Here is a 20392-nt window from a genome sequence, read left to right on the forward strand (position 1 = left end):
CAGGGTGAGTCATGACAGCACCGGCCACAGCGTTGGACCTCGGCCGCTCGGCGTACTTCGAGCGCCGATGGGGGGATGCGTTGGATTACCTGGCCCGGGCGGACACCGAAGGGGGATTGCCGCCTGCGGACATCGAGTTGGCGGCATCGGTTGCGATGCTGCTCGGGCTGACAATGGAAGGCGTTGACTACCTTTCCAGGGCGCACGACGAATTCCTGACCCTTGGAGATACGGACAGTGCAGCGCGCTGCGCCGCTTGGCTGGTCCTCTTCCTCATGGACATGGGCGAGGAGGCACGTGGCAACGGCTGGCTATCGCGTGCCAAGCATTTGCTGGAGGGAATGAAAGGTCCCAGTGCCGCCGAGGGATACTTGCTCATTCCAGCCGGGCTCGGCTCATTACGTGCCGGCAATCCGGAAGCCGGGCATGCCTTGTTCAGCCGCGCCTTGGACATGGGGCTTGCGTCCCATGACAAGGACCTGGAGGCAATGGGATTGCTGGGCGTAGGAACCTCGCAAGTGTCCCTCGGGCATACGGATGAAGGGCTTCAGCTCCTGGATGAGGTCATGGTTGCGGTGGGTGCAGGGGAGGTCTCTCCCATTCCTGCGGGAATCATCTACTGCGCGGTGCTGGGCAGTTGCCGCCTTGCCCACGATGTCCAACGCGCCCAAGAGTGGACGGTGGCGTTGGAACGCTGGTGCGGAGACCGTCCCGACATGGTCATGTTCAGTGGGCAATGCCAGGCGCACCGTGCAGAGCTGCTCATTCTTCACGGTGCATGGGACGACGCAATGTCGGTGGCCCGTTCGGCCGAAGGCCGGGTTAGGAAAGGCGATCCTGATGCCACTTTCGGTGCGTGGTACCAACAAGGGGAAGTATTTCGGCTGAGGGGTTCATTCGAAGAAGCAGGAGCGGCTTACGCCATGGCGGCAGAGACGGGCTTCGAACCCGTTCCCGGGATAGCCTTCCTCCAGTTGGCCCAGCACCGGACGCAGCAGGCGCGGGCCACCATACGCCGGGCCGTGGAGGGCGCGGACGCAGCCAACCGGCGTCGCCTGTTGCCGGCGTTGGTCGACGTCGAACTGGCCGCGGGCAATCTCGAGGCCGCCAAGGCCGCCTCACATGAATTGGCTGCGCCCTTGAACCATCAAAGCCGCCCCTTGGAGTTGGCACTTGCCGCCCAGGCTGAAGCCCAAGTTCTGCTCGCCGAGGACCCCGCATCTTCCCTTCAAGCAGGCAGACGCGCTTGGCGGCTCTGGTACAGCCTGGAAGCGCCCTACGAGGCAGCGCGTTGCAGGGTGCTCGTGGGCAGGGCATGTGCCGCAATGGGCGATGCGGACTCGGCGGCCATGGAGTTCGAGGCTGCCAAGGCCGAATTCGTCGATCTTGGTGCACTACCGGCCGTGGCTGAAGTCTTGGAACTAAGCGGCGAAAAGCCCAAAGGCGAGTCCCAGCTGACCGCCAGGGAGCTGGAAGTACTGCGCCTCATTGCGGGCGGCCGCACGAACAGGAGCATCGCGCGTGAGCTTTACCTTAGCGAGAAGACAGTCGCCCGTCACGTGAGCAACATTCTCTCCAAACTCGCGGTGCCCTCCAGGGCCGCAGCGACCAGTTTTGCCTTCCAGCACCGCCTGGTCAATGGTGGCCCGCTACCTTTTTCGTAGCCCATTGCTGATGTAGGGCTGAGGACACCCACGCCTACGCGCTCTTGAGTGCGCCTAAATACCCATGTCCTGCCACGAGGAATGCGTATTTCACCCGACGCGGCGCGAGCCCCCGGCCGCCTAGCGTGGCTGTATCGGCACCCGTTGCCGAGAGCCAGCAGGAAGGAATGCACCATGGACACGAGGCAGCACACAGAAGTGGACACCGTCATCGTCGGCGGTGGTCAGGCGGGTCTGGCGCTTGGGTATTGGCTTGCCCGAGAAGGGCGGGATTTCGTGATTCTCGACGAGAATGCCAGGGCAGGGGAGGCCTGGCGTCAACGGTGGGACTCGTTGCGGCTCTTCACCCCGGCCAAGTACGACGGACTTCCGGAGGCTCCCTTCCCAGGCGACCCCCTGGCCTTTCCCCCGAAGGATGAACTCGCAGACTACTTGGAAGGGTACGTCCGCCGCTTCGATCTTCCATTCCGTCCGGCTACCCGTGTGGACGAGATCCGCCATAACGGGCAGAGATTCATCGTCATCTCAAAAGATCACACATGGCACGCCAGTAACGTGGTTATTGCCAGGGGTGGGCACCGCATACCCAAAACGCCACCCTTCGCATCGGAATTGGACCCGAGGATACTTCAGCTGCATTCGCAGGACTACAAGAATCCGGGGCAATTGCGGCAGGGGACCGTTCTGGTGGTCGGGCTCGGCAACTCGGGGGCGGAGATCGCGCTGGAGACAGGCCGTAGCCACCACACTGTGCTCGCAGGCAAGCCCAGCGGCGAGTTGCCCATGCGGCACGGGCGGACGGCGGCCCGTTTCGGCTTGCCCATTGTCCGGTTCGCTGGCTTGCACATCCTTAACCTAAACACCCCTATCGGACGGAAGGTGGCCCCCAGGTTCAAGTCCATGGCAGCGCCCCTGATCCGGACTAAGACCAAAGACCTGGCGGCCTCGGGCGTGAGCCTGGTTCCCAGGCTGGCCGGCGTCTCCGGGGGTCAACCAGTTTTGGAGGATGGGACCGAAATCGATGCGGCCACGATCATATGGTGCACCGGTTACCACGAGGATTACTTGTGGGTGAAGCTGCCGGCTTTTGACGGGCACGGCAGCCCGGCGCAAACCAGGGGAGTAGCGGATAAAGTTCACGGGCTCTACTTCCTTGGCCAGGAGTTCCTGTATTCCGCAGCCTCCGCCACGCTGCCCGGGGTCACACAGGATGCAAAATACCTGGCCCGCAGGATATCGATGACCCGTGAAGCCGCGAAGGTGTCCGCGCCCACGGCCGAGCGACGGATGGCATAGCACAGGTAGCGCACAGGGAAGGCTGGGAAAACGCATAGCTGGATTTGAGCTAATGGACAGCGAAGACGCGGTCAGGGCGAGCATTCCACTGGGGGCTTGTGACCGAGCCGCGTAACATGGATACTTTGTGCCGCTGCTTTGAGGAACCACCAACGTGATTACGCCAACGATCCCAGCCCCCACCCGACGTGACAGGAGGGCTGCTGGAGCCGTTGGAAAGCCGAATTACCGGCCCGAGATCCAAGGTCTTCGCTCATTGGCTGTGCTCATGGTGGTCAGTTACCACGTCTGGATCGGCAGGGTCTCCGGGGGTGTTGATGTCTTCTTGCTGATCTCCGCGTTCCTCATGACCTTGCAGTTCACCAGGCGCTATGAACAAGGCCGCGCCATGGACCTCGTCAGGCACTGGCTGCACTTGTTCAGGCGGCTGCTTCCCGCCGTCGTCGTGGTGCTGCTCGCAACCCTCGCAGCCACTTTCGCCTTCCTGCCGGCAACGCGGTGGGTGGATGTGGTCCATCAGGTCTGGGCCTCGTTGTTCTACTTTGAAAACTGGCTCCTGCAAAGTTTGGCGGTGGACTACTACGCTGCGGACCACAGCCTGGCGAGCCCGGTGCAGCACTTCTGGTCCCTGTCCATCCAGGGCCAGATTTTCATCATGTGGCCGGTTATCTTTGCCGTGGTGGCCCTGCTGTGCCGCCGTTTCCGATTGCGCTACCGTGCCTGCCTGGCCTACGTCTTCGCCATCATCTTTGCCGCGTCCCTGACGTACTCCATCATTTTCACTGCCCAGAACCAAGCGGTGGCGTACTTCGATACCTTTGCCCGTCTGTGGGAATTTGCCCTGGGCACCCTTCTGGCACTGGCATTGCCCTTCCTCAAGCTGAGCCAGCCGGTCCGGATCGCCATGGGCTGGGTAGGTGTGGCGGCGATGCTCAGTTGCGGCATCGTCCTCCAGGTCCAGACGGCGTTCCCGGGTTTCCTTGCCCTGTGGCCCACGCTCGCCGCCACCGCGGTGATCGCGGCGGGACAAACCGGAAGCCGCTGGGGAGCGGACCGGATACTGAGTTCAAAGTTCCTGGTCCGCCTGGGAGATAACTCTTACGCGCTGTACCTGTGGCACTGGCCCATCCTGGTCATCGCGCTTGCCTGGAGTGGGAAGTCCCACGCCGGGTGGCTCTCCGGAACAGTGATCATAGCCACGGCACTGACGCTGGCGTTCGTCACCACCAAATTCGTAGAGAAGCCATTTAGGCAATGGAAATGGCCCGAGGTGAAACGGCGCCGTGCGCTCATAGCTATCGTGGCATGCCTGGCCCTGGTCTCCGGGCCCTTGCTGGGCTTCCAGTACAAGCAGCTCATGGATCAACGGGCCGCCGAGACCCAGGCTTTCAACGATAATCCGGGAGCGGCCGCGCTCCTTCCCGGCTATGTCAACCTTGTCAGCGCCGGTGCCAAGACGTTGCCTACCGCAGCCCAGCTCCCCAAGGACTGGGCCAACCTCGGCGGATCGTGCCAAGGCACGTCGAAGCCAAGCGACAAGCTGCTTCAGGCCAATTGCCAACAGAACGACGTCGGCGATGATGCCACCAAGTCCATCGTGGTGCTCGGCGACTCCCACGCTCAGCAGTGGATGGGGGCACTGGCCCCCCTTGCGCAGGCCGAGCACTGGAAAGTGACCTCCCTGCTCCTGGGTGGTTGTCGGACGATGCCTGAGACGCCGGCCGCGAGTGCGGAGTGCAACACCTTCAACGCCGCCGCGTTGAAATACGTGGAGGCCAACAAGCCAAGTGCAGTGTTCATGGTGGGAACTGATGCTTCCCCTTCCTCCCCAAACGAGCAGCTGGTGGACGGCTTCGCGCAGACGGTGAAAACCTTCAACGACCTCGGTGTGCAGGTGGTAGCCATCCGTGATAACCCCAGGTACAACTTCAACGTCACCGAGTGTGCGCTGTCCAAGGGTGCGGACAATGCGGCCTGCAAGTCCAAGGAAACCAATGTTCTCGCCCCGCAAAGCCCCTTCGCGGCGGTCCAGGGGTCCTTCGCTAACGCAGCGTTCCTGGACATGACCGACCTCGTGTGTGACGGCGTCGAGTGTTCACCGGTGGTGGGGAATATGTTCGTCTACCTGGATGACAACCATCTGTCCAAGACCTATGTGGCCAGCATGGGGGACACGTTCAATGCACGCTGGTTTGCCGCCACGGGCTGGCAACAATAGCTGGCCTGCTAGGACTGCCGGCAACGAGAACCGCACGTGCCGTTGCTCACAGTCAGGCGTCGTGGAATATGGCGATTGCCGCTGAGGTTCTACTATTTATTCAATACCGGCGGCCCGTTCCGCCATTGAAGTAAATATGCCATTGAAGTAACTATGCACAGGCCAGTCCCGTAATGACGGGCTGGTCATCAGTTGCAACCCCTACCAGTTAAGCCCCCAGAACCCAGGTAAGAGGCGCACACTCATGACCCAGCCCGAACACAATCCCTTTGGCTTCATTGGCCTGACGTACGACGACGTCCTGTTGCTCCCCGGACACACCGATGTCATTCCGTCCGAGGCTGACACCTCATCCCGTATTTCCAAGCGGATCAGCGTGCAGACCCCCTTGCTTTCTGCCGCCATGGACACCGTTACTGAGTCGCGCATGGCAATCGCCATGGCACGCCAGGGCGGCCTCGGCGTCGTGCACCGCAACCTGTCCATCGCTGACCAAGCCGAGCACGTGGACCGCGTCAAGCGCAGCGAATCCGGGATGATCACCAACCCGCTGACCATCGGTCCGGAAGCGACCCTGCAGGAGCTCGATGAGCTTTGCTCCCGTTACCGGGTATCCGGCCTGCCCGTGGTGGACACCGACGGGCGGCTCCTTGGCATCGTCACCAACCGCGACACCCGCTTCATTCCCGAGTCGGACTTCCCGCTGCGGAGCGTCAGCGACGCCATGACCAAGATGCCCCTCATCACCGGGCACGTGGGCATCAGCCGCGAGGAAGCCTCGCACAAGCTGGCCACCAACAAGATCGAGAAGCTTCCCCTGGTGGACGAGCAGGGCCGGTTGAAGGGCCTCATCACCACCAAGGACTTCACCAAGGCAGAGCAGTACCCCCTGGCGACCAAGGACGACGAAGGCCGCCTTCGCGTGGGCGCTGCCATTGGCTTCTTCGGCGATGGTTGGGAGCGCGCCATGACCCTGATCGACGCCGGCGTAGACGCCCTTTTCGTGGACACGGCAAATGGCCACTCCCAAGGTGTGCTGGACATGATTGCCCGCCTGAAATCCGATCCCGTTGCCGCACATGTGGACATTATCGGTGGCCAGGCCGCAACCCGCGAGGGGGCACAGGCATTGATCGACGCCGGTGCTGACGGTATCAAGGTGGGCGTTGGGCCTGGCTCCATCTGCACCACCCGTGTGGTGGCCGGTGTGGGCGTTCCCCAGATCACGGCTATTTACGAGTCCGCGAAGGCTGCCATCCCTGCCGGCGTGCCGCTGATCGCCGACGGCGGACTCCAGTACTCAGGTGACATCGGAAAAGCCCTCGTTGCCGGTGCCGATACCGTGATGCTCGGTTCCCTCCTGGCCGGCTGCGAGGAGTCCCCGGGCGACCTCATCTTCGTCAACGGCAAACAGTTTAAAAGCTACCGCGGTATGGGGTCCCTCGGCGCCATGCAGTCACGCGGGAAGAACACGTCCTACTCCAAGGACCGCTACTTCCAAGCAGACGTTTCCGGTGACGACAAGCTCATTCCCGAAGGCATCGAAGGGCGCGTGGCCTTCCGCGGCCCGCTGGCGTCCGTTGCTTACCAGCTGGTGGGTGGGCTCCGCCAGACCATGTTCTACACGGGTGCTCCCACCATCCCTGAGCTCAAGGCGCGCGGCAAGTTTGTCCGCATCACGCCAGCCGGCCTCAAGGAATCCCACCCGCACGACATCCAGATGACGGTGGAGGCGCCGAACTACGGCTCCCGCTGAGGCGCCAGCCTGCCGTAACAGGCTCGCGCCCCCGCCACCTGTCTCCTGCTGGAACCTATGACTTTGGCGTGACCTTCACGCTGCCGACCATGCCCATGGTGTCGTGGAACTCGCAGATGTACTTCCACGTTCCGGTTTGGTCAAACGTCACCTTGAACATCGATGGACCGCCCGCAAACGCGGGGAACATATTGCCGGAGTCGACCGGCTTCCCGTTCTGTTGCAGCGAGGTGAACGTCACGGTGTGTGGCACGAATACTTTGTTCGCGCTCATGTCGAAAGTCACGGTCGTGCCGGCGGGTACGGTGTTCTTTGGCCAGATGAACCGCATGACCATGGCCTGCGTGTCGCTCGCGCCTACGTAAACGTGGGTGGGGGTCGCCATGTCTGCGGTCTTCTCCCACAACGCCATTCCGTCGTCGATGATCCGCTCGGTTTGCACTTCGGCCTGCTCGTTGTAGTAGGCCTGCGAATGCGGGTATTTACTGTGGGCGGGCTGGACGTGGACGGTCAGCGACATCATTTTGCCGTGCAGCAGGCAGTAGAACGTGAAGCTTCCCTTCAAGGTGAATTTCTGGACGTAGGAGGTCACCGACGGAAATGCACTGGAAGGCATGGTCGTCAGGATCCCGGAGTTGGTCCAAGGTGCGGATGGGTTGAACACTCGCCCGCCGACCGGCGGAACTGCGTCCGCCAATACGTTGTTGAAGTTCGTGGGCGGGAGGGGAGGCGTTCCGAAGCTGACCGTATGGGGCTCGGCGCTCTTGGCGAGGAACGAGATCGAGTCTCCCTGGTCAATCCAGATCTCGCCGGGAAGGAACCGCATGCCCTGGATCGCGAAGTCCGAGGACTGCTCGCCCACCTGGACTTTCCAAGTGACGGAATGTGTGTCGGCGTCGGAAGCTTGGGCCGGCGTGGTCCCAAAAAGGCCGATGAGCAGCCCGACGAGGGCGGTGACGGCCCAAAGTGAACGTTTAGTAGATGGATGGACGGACATTGAGGGTGCTCCTAGGTACGGAGGCTGGCCGCGTCCTCCAGCGTGGACGGACGGCCTGAGATGGCCTCCCGCATGTGGGAGGCAGTGCGCGGCGGAGCCGGGGCGAGCGTCGTCGCCCGTGGCCAAAGTGCCGCTTCGTGCCGAGACCTGGCCGAACTAGATGGGATTCCCCTCTGCAAACCCTCGGGGACACGGCTAGCTTAAGCCCGACGCCCTCAAGACCACAACGATCCACTGCAATATGGGCCCGTCAGGAACCGCGGCCCTGCATGGACGCTGCTTCCGGATGTTCGTGCCCCGAGCCGCCGAATACGAGGCCAGCAGGGACTTTACCCTGGCTCTGCCGCACGCAGTGCCCTATGGTGGCCCGAACAGCTGGCGCGGAATTGGTGGGATAAACTCGAGCAGTGACTTATGAGATTGAGATTGGCCGTGGCAAGCGTGGGCGTCGTGCCTACTCCCTGGATGACATCGCGATCGTTCCTAATCGCCGGACGCGTGACCCGAAGGACGTCTCAGTCTCATGGCAGATTGACGCCTATAAGTTCGAAACCCCGGTGATCGCGGCACCCATGGACTCCGTGATGTCCCCGGATACAGCCATCGCTTTCGGGCGCTTGGGCGGTTTGGGTGTCTTGGATCTTGAGGGGCTCTGGACCCGTTATGAGGACCCCCAGAAGGTGCTGGACGAGATCGCGGCCTTGACGGATGAAACCAGCAGCACCGCCGTGACCCGGCGCATGCAGGACCTTTACCAGGCTCCGGTGCAACCGGAACTGATCAGCTCCCGGCTCGCGGAGATCCGGGCAGCCGGCGTCACCGTGGCAGGTTCCCTGACTCCGCAGCGCACCCAGGAGCACTACAAGACTGTGGTGGCTGCCGGCGTCGACATCTTTGTTATCCGCGGAACCACTGTCTCCGCCGAGCACGTCTCCAAAAACCATGAGCCGCTGAACCTCAAGCAGTTCATCTACGAGCTCGATGTCCCCGTGATCGTAGGCGGTGCAGCCGGCTACACCCCGGCCTTGCACCTCATGCGCACCGGAGCTGCAGGCGTCCTGGTCGGTTTCGGTGGTGGCGCGACCACCACCACGCGCCGCGCCCTGGGCATCCATTCGCCCATGGCGTCAGCCATCTCCGACGTCGCCGCCGCCCGCCGCGATTACATGGACGAGTCCGGCGGCCGCTACGTCCATGTCATTGCCGACGGCGGCATGGGCAGCTCGGGCGACATCGTCAAGGCCATCGCCATGGGAGCTGACGCCGTCATGCTCGGGAGCGCTTTGGCGCGGGCCGAAGAGGCACCCGGCCGTGGCTGGCACTGGGGCCCGGAGGCGCATCACCTCGAGTCCCCCCGCGGCGACCGCGTCAATGTCGGCACCGTCGGTCCGCTCGAGGAGGTCCTTTTCGGACCGGGACACCACACTGACGGAACGTCCAACCTGATCGGTGCTTTGCGCCGATCCATGGCAACCACCGGCTACTCGGACCTCAAGGAGTTCCAGCGCGTCGACGTCGTCGTTTCTCCGTACGCCGGCAACTAAGGCACCCCCTGAACCTGCCTGCGGCCATGCCTTGGATATGCCTGTGGCCCTGCGCTGAACCTGCCTGCGGCCCTGCCAAAGCCGCTGACCAACAAGTAGGGTAGGAACCACCAGCTGTTGCGTTTGAGGAGGGGTTCCGATGAGCAATACCGCAGGCGGTTCGCAGGTGAAGACCCCGGGAGCGTTAAGCCCGGAGTCCCGAGCCGCATCGATCGACGTACTGAAAGCCACTGCCGAGGCCGGTAAAGAGCTCGACATCCTGATCGTCGGCGGCGGCGTAGTGGGCGCGGGTGCTGCGTTGGACGCGGTTACCCGTGGCCTCACCGTCGGCATCGTTGAGGCCAGGGACTGGGCATCCGGCACCTCCTCCCGGTCCTCGAAACTCATCCACGGAGGCCTGCGATACCTGGAGATGCTGGACTTCGCTCTGGTACAGGAAGCCCTCCAGGAACGTGGATTGCTCATCCAGCGCATAGCCCCGCACCTGGTCCGGCCGGTCCCATTCCTGTACCCGCTGACACGCCACTTCTGGGAAAGGCCCTACGTCGGAGCCGGCATCATGCTCTACGACACCTTGGGCCTCACCTCGGGGAACAGCCGCGGCGTTCCCATGCACAAACACCTCTTTAAGCGCGGAACCCTCCGGGCTGCCCCCAGCCTGAAGGATGACGCGTTCGTCGGGTCCATCCGCTACTACGACGCCCAGGTCGACGACGCCCGGTTGGTGGTCAATGTGGTCAGGACAGCTGTGCATTATGGCGCCCACGCGGCCAACCGGGTCCGCGTCATCGATTTCCTTCGCGAGGGAGAGCGCGTGGTGGGAGCACGGCTCGAGAACCAGGAGGACGGCAGCGTCTTTGAGGTACGCGCCAAGCAAGTGGTGAATGCTACCGGTGTGTGGACCGACGAGACGCAGGCGATGGTGACTGATCGCGGCCAGCTCAAGGTCCGGGCTTCGAAGGGCATCCATCTTGTGGTGCCGCGCGACCGATTCCAGTCCACTGTCGGCTTGATTCTCCGGACCGAGAAATCGGTGCTCTTCGTGATCCCATGGGGACGTCATTGGATCATTGGCACCACCGATACCGACTGGAAACTGGATAAGGCCCACCCCGCGGCGTCGAGCAAAGACATTGACTACGTGCTTGAACACGTCAACAAGGTGCTCAAGCGGCCCCTGACCCGTGAGGACGTTGAGGGAGTCTACGCGGGCTTGAGGCCGCTGCTGGCTGGTGAAAACGACTCGACGGCCAAGCTGTCCCGGGAGCACGTGGTGGCCCATCCCGTTCCGGGCCTTGTGGTGGTAGCCGGCGGAAAGTTCACCACCTACCGTGTCATGGCCAAGGACGCCGTTGATGAGGCCACCCGCGCCATGGACGAGCGCGTTCCGTCAAGTTGCACCGAAACCATCCCGCTCCTGGGCGCCGACGGGTTCAAGGCAGCGTGGAACCGTCGAGCACGGTCCGCGGAGGAAGCCGGCGTTCACGTGGCCCGCGTCGAGCACCTGCTGAACCGCTATGGCTCCATGACTGATGAAGTCCTGAGGCTGATTACGGAGCGGCCGGACTTGGCTGAACCGTTGCCCGGCGCGGACGACTACTTGGCGGCAGAGGTTGTTTACGCCACCACCCACGAGGGCGCACGCCATGTTCATGATGTCCTGACCCGACGCACCCGCATCTCCATTGAGTCATGGGACCGGGGTGTGTCCGCGGTCCCGGTTGTAGCTAAGCTGATGGGAGAAATCCTTGGCTGGAGTGAGACGCAGCGGGACAGCGAGATCAAACACTACCTGGCGCGCGTGGAAGCTGAACGGCTCAGTCAGCAGCAGCCCGACGACGAATCGGCGGACGCCGCGCGCATGGGAGTCGATGACATCGTTCCCCTTCGCTAACCGGTTGAAGGGGTACCCGGCCGAGGAAAACGGGCCGGACGACCACCATTCGGAGGAACACGACTTGGCAGAACCACTGGATCGGTACGACGCCGACCTGACCACCCCCGATCTGGTCATCCTCGAACTTGTCGCCCAGGACAAGAATGATGCTGCTGCCCAACTTGCCCGCCGGCTCCATGCGGCAGGCCGGGTCTCAGACCTTGATGCCTTCCTTGAGCAGGTGCAATCGCGCGAACACCAGTTGGCCACCGGCCTCCCGGGCGGTATTGGCCTACCGCATGCCCGAAGTGAATTCGTGGACCGCATTTCCATCGCTGTAGGGGTAACCAAGTTCGGCCACGCGCTGGATTTCGGGGCCACGGACGGTCCAGCCAACCTCATCCTGCTGATCGCCACACCGGCAAGCTCCTTTTCCGACCATCTCGAAGTCTTGGCCACAATGGCCCGTTCGCTATCGAAAGAATCGTTCCGGGAGTCCCTGCGGCGGGCACACGATCCTGAGGTCATCGCGGAACTCATTAACTCCAGCCTGGTGTTCTTCGACCACTGAGCGGGGTGTCCCGGCGACGGACGTTTAGCTGTTCTACAGCCGGACGAAGTACGGTTAACAGGTGTTGAAAACCGCGTTGAAACCCCGCTGGATCGCAGGACTGGTCTTTGCGCTTCTGCTGTCCGGGGTGTTCGTGCTGCTCAGCCAGTGGCAGATCAGCCGGTCCACGCAGCACGACGTGCCCGAATCGTCCAGCGTCGAACAAGTCAAGCCCTTGCTGGAGGTCCTCACTCCCGGTCAGTTCTTCCCCGGATCGGCGTCGGACCAAATGGTCACCGCCACCGGCAGCTACGATCCCCAAAAACAGGTGCTCGTTGAAGGCCGCTTGTACAACAACCAGAAGGGATTCTGGATTGTTTCAGCGTTCGCTGTGGATAAAGCGCCAAAGCTGAGCGGCGCAGGCGCCTCACCGCAGACCTGGATTCCCGTTGCCCGCGGTTGGGTCGCCGAGGCCTCCCAAGCGGGCCCGCCGCCGTCGGGCAGTATCACCCTTACCGGACGCCTCCTGCCGTCCGAAGCACCGGTCCCCAATGTCGACCCGGGTCCTGGCCGCGCGTCGGCGGTTTCCTCCGCTGAGCTGATCAACACGTGGAATGTCTCCAGCTACCAGGGATTCATCGCAGCTACCTCCGAGGTCACGGCCGGGGGAGCCCACATCCCCTTGGGTCCGAACGTAAAGGCCCTTAACATTCCGGCCCAGCCTCCCACGGAGCAGGTCAACTGGCTCAACGTCTTTTACGCCATCGAATGGGTTGTCTTCGCAGGGTTTGCCCTCTACATCTGGTGGAGGATGGTGGCCGATGACTATCGGCTATCCCTCGAAGATGACGACTTCGACGACGACGACGACGAGTTCGTCGGGGATTTCCACGACGACCACCAAGCGGTCCAGTTTGAAGCCAACCATGAACGTCAACATCCAGAGCCAGAACATCCAGAGCCAGAACAAAAGGTGCAGCAATGATCGAGCCCAAGCCGGCCATCCAGCCCGAACACTCAGGGCCCAAGCCTAAGAAGAGGCGTTTCGGCGGGACCGAAGCGCAGATCCGGTCCGCGTTGAAGTTCTACAAAGTCATGGCCTACCTCACCGGTGGGATGCTGCTCTTGCTGTGTGCCGAGCTCATCGCCCGCTACGTTTTCGGCGTCGCGCTCTTTGCCGGCGGAACGGATGCCCTGACCGGGCGGCCCTTCGGTTTTGGTTTTGCAGCAGCAGACCCCAAGGGAGTCATTGGCGGGTTCAACATCTCCACCACGGTGCTGATCGTGCACGGTTGGATGTATGTGGTGTACCTGGTGTCCGACTTCCGTCTGTGGTCCCTCATGCGCTGGCCGTTCACCAAACTGATTCTGTTGGCGCTGGGCGGCGTTATCCCGTTCTTGTCCTTCATTGTGGAGAAGAAGTTCCATGCGCAGGTGGAAGCAGAGCTCGCAGCGAACCCCAAAGCGTCCAAACGCTACTAAGCCGTGCCAAGTAGCCGGGGCTTCCGCGGTGCTGGTGTGAGATGCATAACGCAGGGCTGTTTTTGCTCCCGGGATACAGGGGTAAACGTGCAACCGGGTGCCACGGCAAAGTAGTCTTGTTCGGTGACTACTCCCACCGCACCCCAGACTTCCCAGAAGCCGGTGCTGGTTGTTGACTACGGTGCCCAGTACGCGCAGCTGATTGCCCGCCGCGTCCGGGAAGCGAACGTGTACTCGGAAATTGTTCCGCATACCTTCACCACCGAGCAGCTTCTGGCCAAGAACCCCGCAGCCATCATTCTTTCAGGCGGACCCTCGAGCGTTTACGCCGAGGGTGCCCCGCGAGTTGGCGCTGACCTCTTTGAAGCTGGAGTGCCGGTCTTCGGGATCTGCTATGGCTTCCAAGCGATGGCAAACGCGTTGGGCGGCAAAGTGGCCCAGACGGGCCTGCGCGAATATGGCGCCACCGAAGCTTTGGTTGTGGGAGACGCGCGCTCCATCTTGGACGGTGTGCCCTCATCCCAGAACACGTGGATGAGCCACGGTGACTCCGTGCACGAGGCTCCTGAGGGCTTTGAGGTTCTCGCCTCCACGGCAGGTGCCCCTGTTGCCGCCTTCGCCAATGAGGAGAAGCGCCTTTACGGTGTGCAGTGGCACCCCGAGGTCAAGCACTCGGTTCATGGCCAGCACGTTCTGGAGAACTTCCTCTTCAAGGGCGCAGGATTGACCCCCAACTGGACCACGGGGAACATCCTCGAAGAGCAGGTGGATCGCATCCGCCAGCAGATTGGTGACTCCAAGGTTATCTGTGGCCTCTCCGGCGGCGTCGACTCTGCGGTTGCAGCTGCGCTGGTCCAGCGGGCCGTCGGGGACCAGCTGACGTGCGTGTTCGTCGATCACGGCCTTCTCCGCGAAGGCGAAGCCGAGCAGGTTGAGCGTGACTTCGTAGCTGCCACGGGAGTTAACCTCTATGTGGCGAACGAGCAGGAGCGTTTCCAGTCCGCGCTTGCCGGCGTCAGCGACCCCGAAACCAAGCGGAAAATCATCGGCCGCGAGTTCATACGCGCTTTTGAAGAAGCCGAACGGGCCATCATTGCCCAAGCGGAGTCCGAGGGCGAAAAGATCAAGTTCCTTGTCCAAGGAACCCTTTACCCCGACGTCGTTGAATCAGGTGGCGGAGAAGGTGCTGCCAACATCAAGAGCCACCACAATGTGGGCGGGCTGCCTGAGGACCTCCAGTTCGAGCTCGTCGAACCGCTGCGAGCCCTCTTCAAGGATGAGGTCCGCGCAGTCGGTGCCCAGCTCGGATTGCCCCAGGAAATCGTCGGCCGCCAGCCGTTCCCCGGCCCAGGGCTCGGAATTCGTATCGTCGGGGAAGTAACCAAGGAACGCCTTGACCTGCTTCGCAAGGCCGATGCCATCGCCCGTGCCGAATTGACCGCGGCGGGCTTGGACAACGATGTGTGGCAGATGCCGGTGGTTCTCCTGGCAGATGTCCGCAGTGTGGGCGTCCAAGGCGACGGGCGTACGTATGGCCACCCGATTGTGCTCCGCCCTGTATCTTCCGAGGACGCCATGACGGCGGACTGGTCACGTTTGCCCTATGACCTGCTGGCACGGATTTCCAACAGGATCACTAACGAAGTGGATGGCGTGAACCGCGTGGTGCTGGACGTTACCAGCAAACCGCCGGGAACCATCGAGTGGGAATAGCGTTTTAAGTGGCCGGCTTCCTCTGGGAGGCCGGCCACTTTGTTCTTGCCGGGCACTTGGTCTCCCCACGTTGTTCTTCGTGCACCATGGCCGTGAAGGGCAGGCTCCTGTGAATTCGCGGCGAATTTCGCTGTGCCACAGTGTTGCGGACAGGGCAGCCCGGGTATTCCCGCTACCCTCGAAGGTATGCCGGTATGGTCTAAGGCGTCTAAAGCGAGCAAAGAGAAGAAGGCAGAAGTTGTGTCAGTAGGTCAAGGCCAGGAAGAGGGCTCCGAAGAGCTCAAGAAATGGCTGTCTGGTCTCAAGCCCGTCACAGGGGCGGATACGATGCTGCGCTTCGTCAAAACGCCGGAGGGCGCCATTGATTTGAGCAACGCCCACCCCTCAGGGTTGGCGCAATTGCTCGCTGGGCGGAAAACCCGCCTTTCCACTCTGATTAGGGACCGCCAGCAGTATCTGGTAGCGGCCCGGGCAGCTCGTAATATTCGTTCGAAAATCTTCGAACTCAGCAACGATCGTGGCATCGAGGCCGGATACCTATCTGCGGGAACGGTGGTCTGGACATCGGCCGTGGGCGGGAAGCCCCAGCGCGTTTCAGCGCCCGTGATGCTGACCTCCATCATGCTGACAGTCCGTCCCGGCGAGGACGACTATGAGCTGCAGCTGACCGAGCAGGCCCGGATGAACCCGGCTTTGGTGCGGCATTTGAAAACCGTGCACGGCATTGTCTTTGACGTCAACGCGGTGGCACGCATGGCCTACAACACGGCCCGGCTTGATCCCCAGCCGGTCTTGGATCGCTTGACCACCCTTGTGCGGCCTATCCATGGCGCCGAGGTGGAGTTTAATTTGCTGGTTACCACCTTGGCGGACCTCTCAGGCAATCTTGATGATCCCTGGATCAATATGAACAATCCGCTGGTCGCGGCGCTTGCCACGGTCGCGAACGGCGGGGACGTGGAACCCGAGCCGATAAAGTCGGGCAGGTTCCCCAGCCTGGACGATCGTGACCCGGCGGACGAACTGCTCCTCTTGGATGCAGATACCGATCAGCAGTATGTAGTGGACGCGGTCCGGGCCGCTGACTCCCTCGTTGTCAGCACACCCCCAGGCAGCGGACAAACTCAGACGGCAATTAACGCCATCGGTGCACTCGTGAGCCAGGGCAAATCCGTTCTTGTGGTGGGTGACCGGCAGTCCAGCTTGATGGGCCTGTCCGCCCACTTGGAGGCGCTGGGTCTCGGCTCCATGTTCTTCCGTCCAGGAAACGGCACCACCCCCCAGCAGCTCAAAGGCCAGTTGGTGCAGGCCATCATGCGAAACGAGAAGGCCCTCGAGCCGCAGCTCGGAAACCTTCACCAGACCTTGATCGGGCATCGCCATGCCCTGATGGACCACGTTGCCTCATTGCATAACGTCCGTGAGCGTTGGGGGTGCTCGCCGTACCAGGCGATGCAGTCCCTCGCCGAATTGACTTCCATCCACCCCGCCCCTGCAACCACTGTGCGCCTGAAACGCAGCGTCTTGGACAATATTCGAGACCGCGAGGAGTTGGCTGGCCGTCTGCGCCGGGCCGCTGAGCTGGGCAGCTTTAGCAAGGACGCTACCTCGAGCCCGTGGTACGGCGCCCGCTTGGTGAACCGGAAAGAGACTGAGGAAGCGCAACTGCTGACTCGTGTGGCGGCAGAGAAGCTTCCTGTGTTGCGCGAACGCATGAAGGCGGTGTCCGACCATGCCGAGATCCGTTTGGGGGAGACCTTCGCCGAGTGGGGCGCGCAACTGGAGCTTCTCATTGCCGTGCGGGAGAGTTTGGACAAATTCACTCCCGACATTTTTGACCGCCCGGTGCACGACCTCATTTCGGCCACAGCCACGTCCGCATGGCGTCGCGAGCACAACGTGGAGATGCCATCCATGCAGCGCTCCCGGTTGCGGCGTGTGGCAAAAGAATATGTCAGGCCGGGTGTTCATATCGCCGACCTTCACAGCTCGTTGGTTCTGGTCCAGGAGCAACGTGCGTTGTGGGGCGACTATGCAACCACCCAACGCCACCCCGCTGTGCCTTCCGGACTCGCCGACCTCGGGGTTCTCTACCGCGAGTTGGACAACGAGCTGCGGCGTCTCGGGGAAGCCCTCAAACACACCTCAGCCGGCGGCTCTCTGCGCGAAACGCCCTATGCGGAGCTGACGGAGCGCTTGGGACGGCTCGTGGAGGACGCGGCCACTTTGGAGACCCTCCCGGAGCGGACACTCCTGATTGAAGAAATGCGCGAGCATGGTCTGGGAGAGTTACTCGCCGATCTTGCTGCGCGTGAAGTCCCCGCCGAATCGGTGGCGGCCGAACTGGATTTGGCGTGGTGGCAGTCTGCGCTGGAAGCAATGATCAGTGGCGATGACTATCTTGCTATGTCAGACGGCGATTCGCTGCGCCGCCTCGAAGCTGAATTCCGTCTCGCCGATCAGGCTCATATCGCCAGTGGCGCTGCACGCCTGCGCTGGCAGTTGGCCGAAAAGTGGCGGCAGGGCATTCTCGAGCATCCGCGCCAAGCGGAGCTGCTCAAGGCCTTGTTGAAGGACGGCCGGGTGACATTGCCGGCCTTGAGTGCCCAGGCTCCCGACCTCGTCCCGTTGTTGGTTCCTGTGTGGTCCGTCAGCCCGTACCTTTTGACCGGCGTTCTTCCTGCCGAGCAGAAGTTCGATGCCGCGGTGGTGATCGACGCCGAATCGACCTCCTTGCAGGCGGTCCTGCCTGCGATATCCAGGGCTCGCCAGGTGATCGCCTTCGGAGACGGCAAGATCGGCAATGCACGTACCTTCAGTGTGGCGGTGGAGCCGCCCGTGGCAGGGGTAGCCGGCCATGTTGCCGTGGACAGTGCGTTTAAATCGTTGGCGCGGGTGTTGCCTACGTGGCAGCTCAACTGGGTGTATCGCGCGGTCGATGAGGACCTGATCCTTCAGCTCAGCAAGAATTATTACGACGGCGGTTTGCGGCGCCTCCCCGACGGAAGCTCCGTCACTGGCTTGGATCGGTCCATCCTGGTGGAGTATATTCCCGACGGCACCGGGCTGCCCGGTGCCGACCACGAAGGGGTGGAATCCGTAACTGCCGAGGTCAACCGCGTGGTGGATCTGGTCTTTGAACACGCGCGCCTACGTCCGCGGACGTCCTTGGCCGTGGTTACTGCGAGCCTACGCCACGCAGCGCGTATTGGTGAAGCGATCAGGCTCCAATTGCCTAATCACCCATTGCTTTCCCCGTTCTTCGGGGCTGGGCCGGAGTCCTTCCGCGTGGTGGATTTGGAGCGGGCACAGGGCTTGGTGCGGGACCACGTGATCTTCTCGCTCGGTTACGGACGCACCCCGCACGGGCGAGCCCTCCATTCCTTTGGTCCCCTGTCTACAGAGGGCGGACGGAACCGTTTTGCGTTGGCCATGACGCGTGCGCGGCGGTCCATGCATGTGCTGAGTTGCTTCCGTCCTGAGGACCTCGACCTGGACCGGCTGGCCCACGGCGCTGTGGACTTCTATGAGTTGCTTGATCGGGAGCTTTCCGGCAACAGCAACCTGGGAACCCCTGCTTCCCGCGCGGTGGCCAGCGAACAAGCCTTGGGGGAGGACCCCCTGGTTGCCGATCTCGGGGAGCGGCTGCGCGCCAGGGGCGCACGGGTATGGCACCTTTACGACGGCGTCCTTGACATCGCCGCCGCTGCGGACCCTGTTCATACCATTGGACGGGAAGGCGCGGAGATCCCCACCCCGGTTGCCATCGAGTCTGACGGTACCGAGCGGTACCGTCGGATGAGCGTCCGTGAGCGCAGCAGGCTCCGGCCCCAACTGCTGGAGCGCATGGGATGGCGCTACATGTCCCTTTGGACCATTGAGGTGTTTACAGACCCTTCCTCCTGTGCAGACCGCATTGGCTCCTACCTCGGCCTTGAAAACCACATTCTTCAGTCATCTGCCGCACCTCAGCATGGCTTCCTTGACATGGATGTTGAAGAATTGAATGTGGGCGGTGGGCAGCCAATCTTCGCCGCGGCTTCTTCGGCCAGGAGATCACGTGAAACGCCTCAATCCCACGGATACGGGGCTTCGGTGGCCAGTCAAGACGTGAAGGAAGCAGTAGGTATGGAACCGGACGGAAACCAGCGGGACACCGCCGGAGAAGCGAACAGGACAGAAACGGTGGCATCCTCATCGGACACCACGTCGTCGAACGGATCACGAGCGGATGGCACTGCTGATCAGCAGGCGGCCGACGTGACCTCCGCGAAACCGTCATCTGGCGGCATTCTTCCGACCAAAGCGGCCGAGGACGATCCCCGCCGGTGGGGCGACGAGTCCGGATACGATCATGAGCAGTGGTTGAAGGAGCAAAAACCCCCTCACTGGGGCTAAACGGCAGGCGGCGCGTCCGACCGTCGTTCATTGCTGGTGCTCCAGCACAAAGAAAAGCTTGCCTTGCGTTGATGCGCCGGCAAGCTTTTCTGCTTGCAGGGGGTCGGCGGCGACGACGACCAAACCATCCGTGTCACTGGTCCCGAGCCACTCGCCAGGCTTTCCACCTTGGGCTGATGTCCAGAGCACTGGAACCGGGCCAGCGAGCACTTCGCTCTTCCGGGATTCGGCATAGGAACCGTCCGCTGTGAGAACCACCGTTACCAACTGGCCGGGGGACAGGAGCTGGATGGAGGAGGGGTCCGCCATCCGCAGCGGAACCGCCGAAGTTCCTGCGGGTGCACCTGTGAGGAGGCCAGGGCCAAGGAGAACCGACTCAGACGGGATCTGTCCGCGGCGTAGTGGGGCGGCCAGCTGCCGACCCACCAGGGGTTTGGCGTCTTGGAGTGCACCAGCCAGGGCGACGTCCGTTGGTACGCCAATGGTTGTGAAGTCGTTGCCCGTGAGGCTTGTGCCTACTGGAAGGTCCCTGGCAGCAACTACCACGCTGACGCGTTGCGGTGGCTCGGGAGTCAACTGCTGGACTGCCAAGCCTGCCGCAAGGCATAGAAGCAGGGCAACCGTAAGCCGGCGGTTCCGTCCCAACCAGGATCCCCAGCGCAACCTCAAGGGGCGCGTCTGCCGGAACCCCCGCGCCTGGGCCCGCTGGAGCTTGCCGGTTTTTCCTCGTCCAGGCCCTGCGCGCAGTTGCTGGGCGCGCATCGAGGGGAACACTCTAGAAGGAGTGGCTGAGGCCGCCCGTTCAGGACGGGCCAGGAGGGTGGTGCGCGATGTTTGAGGCATGCGGCCACGCTAACGTCGTGCGTCCATGCCGGGACAGCTGTTTGTCCCCCTATGT

13 protein-coding genes are annotated in these 20392 nt (G+C 62.4%); 11 read left to right on the plus strand and 2 right to left on the minus strand.

The window, feature by feature from the left end; genetic code table 11:
- The first annotated feature begins 11 nt into the window (after positions 1–11).
- The 4 genes from QRN04_RS12900 (at position 12) to guaB (ending at position 6934) form a co-directional block, all read left to right on the plus strand.
- Positions 12–1664, plus strand: a complete 1653-nt coding sequence (locus QRN04_RS12900) for a response regulator transcription factor (protein WP_284976422.1) — start codon at positions 12–14, stop codon at positions 1662–1664.
- A 174-nt stretch (positions 1665–1838) separates the two neighbouring features.
- Positions 1839–2960, plus strand: coding sequence for a flavin-containing monooxygenase (locus QRN04_RS12905; RefSeq protein ID WP_284976423.1), 1122 nt, complete (start codon positions 1839–1841; stop codon positions 2958–2960).
- Between the two features lie 154 nt (positions 2961–3114).
- A complete protein-coding gene (locus QRN04_RS12910) occupies positions 3115–5178 on the plus strand; it encodes an acyltransferase family protein (RefSeq protein WP_284976424.1) in 2064 nt (687 codons plus the stop codon).
- Between the two features lie 244 nt (positions 5179–5422).
- Positions 5423–6934 (plus strand): IMP dehydrogenase, encoded by a 1512-nt coding sequence (guaB, locus tag QRN04_RS12915; protein WP_284976425.1) that lies wholly within the window; start codon positions 5423–5425, stop codon positions 6932–6934.
- Between the two features lie 55 nt (positions 6935–6989).
- Here the strand turns inward: guaB and QRN04_RS12920 are convergent, their stop codons facing one another.
- A complete protein-coding gene (locus QRN04_RS12920; RefSeq protein ID WP_284976426.1) occupies positions 6990–7931 on the minus strand; it encodes a cupredoxin domain-containing protein in 942 nt (313 codons plus the stop codon).
- 407 nt (positions 7932–8338) lie between these two features.
- Here QRN04_RS12920 and QRN04_RS12925 point away from each other — a divergent pair, with 407 nt between their 5' ends.
- The 7 genes from QRN04_RS12925 to QRN04_RS12955 all read left to right on the plus strand — a co-directional run bounded on the left by QRN04_RS12925 (position 8339) and on the right by QRN04_RS12955 (position 19494).
- Positions 8339–9475, plus strand: a complete 1137-nt coding sequence (locus tag QRN04_RS12925) for a GuaB3 family IMP dehydrogenase-related protein (protein ID WP_284976427.1) — start codon at positions 8339–8341, stop codon at positions 9473–9475.
- 139 nt (positions 9476–9614) lie between these two features.
- Complete coding sequence (locus QRN04_RS12930) at positions 9615–11369, plus strand: glycerol-3-phosphate dehydrogenase/oxidase (protein ID WP_284976428.1); 1755 nt, start codon at positions 9615–9617, stop codon at positions 11367–11369.
- A gap of 64 nt (positions 11370–11433) precedes the next feature.
- A complete protein-coding gene (locus tag QRN04_RS12935) occupies positions 11434–11922 on the plus strand; it encodes a PTS sugar transporter subunit IIA (RefSeq protein WP_284976449.1) in 489 nt (162 codons plus the stop codon).
- Positions 11923–11983: 61 nt separating this feature from the next.
- Entirely contained in the window at positions 11984–12886 is a 903-nt protein-coding gene (locus QRN04_RS12940) for an SURF1 family protein (RefSeq protein WP_284976429.1), read from the plus strand.
- Positions 12883–13383, plus strand: coding sequence for a DUF3817 domain-containing protein (locus QRN04_RS12945; RefSeq protein ID WP_284976430.1), 501 nt, complete (start codon positions 12883–12885; stop codon positions 13381–13383). Before QRN04_RS12940 ends, QRN04_RS12945 begins: the two co-directional genes overlap by 4 nt.
- Positions 13384–13506: 123 nt before the next feature.
- Complete coding sequence (guaA, locus tag QRN04_RS12950) at positions 13507–15096, plus strand: glutamine-hydrolyzing GMP synthase (RefSeq protein WP_284976431.1); 1590 nt, start codon at positions 13507–13509, stop codon at positions 15094–15096.
- 186 nt (positions 15097–15282) lie between these two features.
- Entirely contained in the window at positions 15283–19494 is a 4212-nt protein-coding gene (locus QRN04_RS12955; protein WP_284976432.1) for a DUF4011 domain-containing protein, read from the plus strand.
- 27 nt (positions 19495–19521) lie between these two features.
- Here the strand turns inward: QRN04_RS12955 and cpaB are convergent, their stop codons facing one another.
- Positions 19522–20337, minus strand: coding sequence for a Flp pilus assembly protein CpaB (gene cpaB, locus QRN04_RS12960; RefSeq protein ID WP_284976433.1), 816 nt, complete (start codon positions 20335–20337; stop codon positions 19522–19524).
- Positions 20338–20392: the final 55 nt, after the last annotated feature.

It is taken from the genome of Arthrobacter sp. efr-133-TYG-104, from assembly GCF_030208915.1.
In the GTDB taxonomy this organism is placed as follows: Bacteria; Actinomycetota; Actinomycetes; order Actinomycetales; family Micrococcaceae; genus Arthrobacter.

Excerpts from the sequence above, each read along its gene's own strand:
- QRN04_RS12900 (WP_284976422.1), top strand. The coding sequence starts at position 12 with ATGACAGCACCGGCCACAGCGTTGGACCTCGGCCGCTCGGCGTACTTC.
- QRN04_RS12905 (WP_284976423.1), top strand. The coding sequence starts at position 1,839 with ATGGACACGAGGCAGCACACAGAAGTGGACACCGTCATCGTCGGCGGT.
- guaB (WP_284976425.1), top strand. The coding sequence starts at position 5,423 with ATGACCCAGCCCGAACACAATCCCTTTGGCTTCATTGGCCTGACGTAC.
- QRN04_RS12920 (WP_284976426.1), bottom strand. The coding sequence starts at position 7,931 with ATGTCCGTCCATCCATCTACTAAACGTTCACTTTGGGCCGTCACCGCC.
- QRN04_RS12930 (WP_284976428.1), top strand. The coding sequence starts at position 9,615 with ATGAGCAATACCGCAGGCGGTTCGCAGGTGAAGACCCCGGGAGCGTTA.
- QRN04_RS12945 (WP_284976430.1), top strand. The coding sequence starts at position 12,883 with ATGATCGAGCCCAAGCCGGCCATCCAGCCCGAACACTCAGGGCCCAAG.
- QRN04_RS12955 (WP_284976432.1), top strand. The coding sequence starts at position 15,283 with ATGCCGGTATGGTCTAAGGCGTCTAAAGCGAGCAAAGAGAAGAAGGCA.
- cpaB (WP_284976433.1), bottom strand. The coding sequence starts at position 20,337 with ATGCCTCAAACATCGCGCACCACCCTCCTGGCCCGTCCTGAACGGGCG.